The sequence below is a fragment of the Candidatus Hydrogenedentota bacterium genome, from assembly GCA_012730045.1.
Taxonomy (GTDB): domain Bacteria; phylum Hydrogenedentota; class Hydrogenedentia; order Hydrogenedentales; family CAITNO01; genus JAAYBR01.
Window position 1 is genome coordinate 1 of record JAAYBR010000093.1, and the last position, 4,331, is coordinate 4,331.

At 67.8% G+C, this 4,331-nt stretch carries 3 protein-coding genes; all 3 read left to right on the forward strand.

Annotation, left to right across the window (positions count from 1 at the left end):
- Positions 1-146 precede the first annotated feature (146 nt).
- The 3 genes from GXY15_09645 to GXY15_09655 are packed head-to-tail and all read left to right on the forward strand — an operon-like array spanning position 147 to position 4,145.
- The gene (locus GXY15_09645) at positions 147-1,736 is read left to right on the forward strand and encodes an MFS transporter (GenBank protein NLV41472.1); all 1,590 of its coding nucleotides are present in this window, start codon (positions 147-149) and stop codon (positions 1,734-1,736) included.
- A 4-nt stretch (positions 1,737-1,740) separates the two neighbouring features.
- Complete coding sequence (locus GXY15_09650) at positions 1,741-2,598, forward strand: carbohydrate kinase (GenBank protein NLV41473.1); 858 nt, start codon at positions 1,741-1,743, stop codon at positions 2,596-2,598.
- Between the two features lie 20 nt (positions 2,599-2,618).
- Complete coding sequence (locus GXY15_09655) at positions 2,619-4,145, forward strand: hypothetical protein (GenBank protein ID NLV41474.1); 1,527 nt, start codon at positions 2,619-2,621, stop codon at positions 4,143-4,145.
- Positions 4,146-4,331: the final 186 nt, after the last annotated feature.

Below are 4,331 nucleotides of genomic sequence, written 5' to 3' on the forward strand. Positions count from 1 at the left end.
CGCCGCCGTCCCGGCGGCCTTGTCTTCCGCCTTCGCGTCGGGGTTGCGGCCGGAAGAGGGGAGGGGAGGCATGTCTGCTATACTCCAAAGCCGGTGCCGCCGCATAGGCATGCGGCGACCGGCCGCAGGGCGGAAAGGGACACGGGATGAGGCTGTTGGATTATTTCCGGACCGGACCGGACCGGCCGCTGCTGGAGGATGAGGGGGAGATCCGGCGGATTTATGAGCGGAAACGCAAGACGGTCTTCTTCGGGCTGGTCTTCGGGTACAGTTTCTTCTACGTCTGCCGTCTCACGATCTCTATCGCCAAGAAGCCCATCGTGGACTCCGGGGTGCTCGACCCGGAGCAGTTGGGCACCATCGGCTTTGCCTTCTTCATGGTCTATGCCTTCGGCAAGCTGGTTAACGGGTTTCTCGCGGACCGCAGCCACATCGGGCGCTTCATGTCCACGGGGCTGCTGGTGTCGGCGGTCACGGTGGTGCTGTTCGGCTTCACGAACGCCTTTCCCCTCTTTGTCGTGATCTGGGGTGTCGGCGGGTGGTTCCAGGCGATGGGCTCCGCGCCGAGCGGGGCGTCCATCTCGCAGTGGTTCAGCAACCGGGAGCGGGGCCGGCGGTACAGCATCTGGAGCTGCGCGCACCCCACCGGCGAGGGGATCAGCATGGTGGTGACCGCCACCATCATCTCCTACCTGGGCTGGCGCTGGGGCTTCTGGATCGCGGGCGGCGTCTCGCTCGTGGTCGCGCTGCTGCTGTTCAAACTGCTGGCGGACCGGCCCCGGGCCTACGGGCTGCCCGCGGTGGCCGACTACAAGGACGACCACCCGGTGGAGGCGGCGCGCGTGTGCAGCGCGGAGGACGATGTGAACCAGGCGCAGTTCTCGGTCCTTCTGAACCCGTACATGTGGGTGCTGGGCCTGGCCTGCACGGCGGTGTACATCGCCCGCTACGGCGTGAACAGCTGGGGGCCCATGTACCTCCAGGAGGCGAAGGACTACACGCTCATCACGGCGGGGCTGGTGCTGGGCTGGGCGAAGCTCTTCGAGCTGTCGGGGGCCATCACCTCGGGGCTCGTGTCCGATTTCTTCTTCGGCGCGCGGCGCAATGTCCCCACGCTGCTCTATGGTCTGGTCATGACCTCCGGACTCCTCGTGCTCTACCTCAGCCCCTCCACCCATCTCGCCGACCTCGACCTGTCGGCCCGGGACACCCTCGCCGCCGGGCCCGTGGCCGCCCCGGTGCGGCAGCTTTTCGAGGAAAAGGACATCGCGCTGCCGGCCCTCGCCACGGTGGAGGCCTTTCCGGCGGACGGCGACAAGCCGGCGGTGTGGCTGGTGAAGAACGACCGCTGGTATCTGTTCTGGACGGGCTACGCCGTGGAGGAGGCACCGGCGCGGCTCAAGGTGACGGCGAAATACCGGCTTGCCCATCTGGCGGGGGTGGCGCTGTTCTGTTTCGGCCTGGGGGGCACGCTGGTGTTTGTCGGCGGCCTCATCGCCATGGACATCTGCTCCAAGCGGGCCAGCGGCGCGGCCATGGGCATGGTCGGCATGTTCAGCTACCTCGGCGCGGCGGTGCAGGACTGGGTCAGCGGAAAACTCATTCAAGCGGGGGCCGCCACGGTGGACGGCCGCCTTGTGCATGACTTCGACAACGCCTTCCTGTTCTGGATCGGCGCGGGGGTGGTGGCGGTGCTGCTGCCCTGCCTGCTCTGGAACGTGCGGGCAAAGGACTGACACCATGCCCCATTACGACCTTCTTGTTCTCGGCGCCGTGTCCAAGGACATCATCATCACCCCGGAGGACGTGGAGCACTCCGTCGGCGGCGCGGTGGTCTACTCCTCCGTCGCCCTGCGCCATCTGGGGGCGAAGCTGCTGGCGGTGACCAAGCTGCACCCGGACGACCGGGCGGCGCTGGAGGTCTTCGACCGCCACGGCGTGCCGTACCTTGTCCGGGAGTCCCGCACCACCACGTCCATCCGGAACACCTACCACACGGCGGACCGGGACCGGCGCACCTGCGAGGCCCTGGGCATGGCCGAGCCGTTCACCCTGGCGGACGTGCCCGCGGACGCCACGGCGGACGTGTACTACCTGGGCGGGCTCATGAAGGGCGAGTTCCCGGAGGAGCTGGTACTGGAGATGTGCGCCCGGGGCCGGGTCGCCATTGACGCGCAGGGCTTCATGCGGGTCAACGACAACGGCCCCATGGTCTTCCGCGACTGGGACCGGAAGCGCGAGGTCATCCGCGCCGTCCACTACCTGAAGACCGACCACGCCGAGGCGGAAACCCTCACGGGCGAGAAGAACCGGGTGCGCGCCGCGAAGATGCTTGCCTCCTGGGGGGCGAAGGAGGTCATGCTCACACACCACACCGAGGTGCTGGTGTGCGCGGAGGGCGAAATCCACGCCGCGCCCTTCACGGCGCGAAACCTTTCCGGGCGCACCGGGCGCGGCGACACCTGCTTCGCCTCGTATTGCTATTGGCGCCGGAACCATTCGGCGGAGGAGGCCTGCCGCTTCGCCGCGGCCGTCACCTCGCGGAAGATGGAGCGCCCCGGCCCCTTCACCGGAACCGTCGAGGACGCCGTGGAGTAGTCATAAACGGAGAGCGCACCATGCAACGACGCGACTTCCTGTTGACGACCATGGGGGCTGGCGCGGCCGGCCTCGCGCTTCCGGGAAATGCCGCCGCCCCGGCGGACCCCCCCGCAACGCCGTCCGCACCCCCGGGAGTATCCCCCATTCTGGCATCCCACACGGCGGAGGACCACCGGACGCGCCTTGAGAACATCCGCCGCTGCGGGCGCGCCGTCCGTACCTGCCTGCGCGAGCATCTGGTCACGGACTATCTCCCGGCCCATGCCACCTACAACCTCGGGGAGTACCCCTCGCGCGAGCGGTGGGCGCCCAGTGACTATGACGAGGAGGAGCTTGACCGTCTCAGAGACCACGGGATACAGATCATCCAAGTGTTTGACGACTGGAACGACTCGCTGCGCCTGTTCGGGGGGGACAAGTACAGCCCGGTCAATCCGGAGGGGTTCCGCAGGTTTGTGGACATGGTGCACCGGCGCGGCATGAAAATCCTGCCCTACATCAGCACCGGGTTCCTCCAGCGGACCGACCCGGATTTCCGCCCGGAATGGTCGCGCGAGGGCGACTTTCTTGTCCTCGGCTACTGGAACATGGCGCGCTGCTCCCCGGCCAGCGCCGGATGGCGCGCCTACATGCTGCCGAAGGTGCTGGCCGTGCTGGACGAGTACGGCGCGGACGGCCTCTACGACGACGGCGGCTACCTCGCCAACCGGCACCACGGCCGGGGCGCGCCCACGGCGGACGAGGTGGCGGACGCCTTCGAGGAGACGCCGGACCACGACGGGGCCTTCGCCGACCTGCTGGGGCTGCTGTACAGCGAGGTCAAGCGGCGCGGGGGCATTTTCAAGCTCCATGTCAACGGGGCGGAGGAGCCGATGACGCGGGGCCTGCGGACCTATGACTACCTCTGGGTCGGCGAGGGCGTCGGCAATCTCGACGCCATGCGGGAGACAGTCAAGAACTACCGCCCCTATGTGGTTCCCTGCCCCGATGTGACCTTTGCCCCCTACGCCGACGCGGACGAGCCGTACCTGCACGGCATCCCCTACATGCAGTTCCCCCTGCTCCAGGCAGGCCGTCCGTTTACCGGGGAGCGCGCCATGATCCCCGGCGTCGCCTACAACCCCGACCCGAACGATTTCTGGATGCGCATCTGCCGGGATGCGTGGAAGTTTCACCGGGAGCACCCCGAGGGGCCGCATGCCTACGGGGCGTGGGACGCGATCCCCGGACGAAGCGACACCCGGCCCACCCATCTCCGCTGGCTCCGACAATACACGCCCCTGGTCGAGGAGGGGACCCGCGCCTGGCTGGAGGTGACCGACAGCGACCTGTTCAAGGCCCCGCCGCCGCAGGGCGTCGTCGTCTCCCTGTTCGCCAACCGCGAGGTCCACCTCGTTCTGGCCAACTACGGGAACGCCGCCGTGGAAGTGGCCACAAGCGCCAAGTACGTGTCCCTGTCCGACCCGGAGGGCACGCCGCGGGACCTCTGGTCCCTGAAGGCCCGGGGACTGGAAATCCTGCGCTTGCGTGACGCGCAGGCGTAGGGGACAGGGAAGCCGGAGACGTTCCGACACGAGATTGCCGCATCGGCCGGGGCGGCCTCCTGCTAATGAAGTAAGTCGGCGAGAACGCCCGCAAAGTAGACGCGCCATCTTGGCGCGTTCTTTGGGCCAACGAAAACCCCAAGAACGCGCCAAGATGGCGCGTCTACTTTTCCGGCCCTCCCGCAG

Coding starts and splice junctions, on each gene's coding strand:
- GXY15_09650 (NLV41473.1), top strand. CDS start 1,741: ATGCCCCATTACGACCTTCTTGTTCTCGGCGCCGTGTCCAAGGACATC.
- GXY15_09655 (NLV41474.1), top strand. CDS start 2,619: ATGCAACGACGCGACTTCCTGTTGACGACCATGGGGGCTGGCGCGGCC.
- GXY15_09645 (NLV41472.1), top strand. CDS start 147: ATGAGGCTGTTGGATTATTTCCGGACCGGACCGGACCGGCCGCTGCTG.